The organism is Actinoalloteichus spitiensis RMV-1378 (assembly GCF_000239155.1).
Classification (GTDB): Bacteria; Actinomycetota; Actinomycetes; order Mycobacteriales; family Pseudonocardiaceae; genus Actinoalloteichus_B; species Actinoalloteichus_B spitiensis.
On sequence record NZ_AGVX02000723.1, the window covers coordinates 1 to 1491 of the forward strand.

Sequence of the window (1491 nt, forward strand, 5' to 3'; positions counted from 1 at the left end):
CCGCACGTGCAAGGCCACACCGTTGGCCCCCGACGAGTCCTGGAGACGCCACCCCGTGTTCGACACACTCTCCGATCGGCTCACCTCGGTCCTGAAGAACCTTCGAGGCAAGGGCCGGTTGTCCGACGCCGACATCGACGCCACCTGCCGCGAGATCAGGATCGCGCTGCTCGAGGCGGACGTCGCGCTCCCGGTCGTCCGGGCGTTCATCGCCAAGGTGAAGGAGCGCGCGAAGGGCGCGGAGGTCTCCCAGGCGCTCAACCCCGCCCAGCAGGTCATCAAGATCGTCAACGAGGAACTCGTCGGCATCCTCGGCGGGGAGACGCGTCGGATCCACCTCGCGAAGAACCCGCCCACCGTCATCCTGCTCGCCGGTCTCCAGGGCGCGGGTAAGACGACGCTGGCCGGCAAGCTCGCCAAGTGGCTCCGCGGCCAGGGCCACACCCCGCTGCTGGTCGCCTGCGACCTCCAACGCCCCAACGCCGTCACCCAGCTCCAGGTCGTCGGGGAACGGGCCGGGGTCACCGTGTTCGCCCCCGAGCCGGGCAACGGGGTCGGCGACCCCGTCGAGGTGGCCCGGCGGAGCATCACCGAGGCCCAGCGGGCCCAGCACGACGTCGTCCTCGTCGACACCGCCGGCCGGCTCGGCGTGGACGAGGAGCTGATGCGGCAGGCCGCCGACATCCGCGACGCGGTGCGGCCCGACGAGATCCTCTTCGTCCTCGACGCCATGATCGGCCAGGACGCGGTCACCACCGCCCAGGCGTTCCGCGACGGCGTCGGCTTCACCGGTGTGGTGCTCACCAAGCTCGACGGCGACGCCCGGGGTGGCGCGGCCCTGTCCGTCCGGGAGGTCACCGGGCAGCCGATCCTCTTCGCCTCCAACGGCGAGAAGCTGGAGGACTTCGACGTCTTCCACCCGGACCGGATGGCCAGCCGCATCCTGGGCATGGGCGACATGCTCAGCCTGATCGAGCAGGCCGAACAGGCCTTCGACGCCGAGCAGGCCGAGCAGGCCGCGCACAAGATCGGCGCCGGCGACCTCACCCTGGAGGACTTCCTCGAGCAGATGCTGGCCGTCCGCAAGATGGGCCCGCTGGCGAACCTGCTCGGCATGCTGCCCGGTGCCGGGCAGATGAAGGACCAGCTCGCGCAGTTCGACGAGAAGCAGCTGGACCGGGTCCAGGCGATCATCCGGGGCATGACGCCGGAGGAACGAGCCGACCCCAAGATCATCAACGGCTCACGGCGCGCCCGGATCGCCAAGGGCTCCGGAGTCGCCGTCAGCGACGTCAACGACCTGGTCAGCCGCTTCTTCGACGCCCGCAAGATGATGCAGCAGATGGCCGGCCGCTTCGGGATGCCCGGCGCCGGCGGCGGCAACCGCAAGGGCAAGAAGGGGAAGAAGGGCAAGAAGGGCAAGGGCCGCGGCCCCACACCGCCCCGGATGCCCGCCGGCATGCCCGGTTTCCCCGGGCTCCCGCCCCGCGG

Annotated in this window: 1 protein-coding gene; it reads left to right on the forward strand. The window is 71.0% G+C overall.

Annotation, left to right across the window (positions count from 1 at the left end; genetic code table 11):
- Positions 1 to 55: 55 nt before the first annotated feature.
- Positions 56 to 1491, forward strand: a 1436-nt coding sequence (gene ffh, locus ACTIDRAF_RS0224550) for a signal recognition particle protein (RefSeq protein ID WP_026066462.1), incomplete at its 3' end; no start/stop codon positions are given.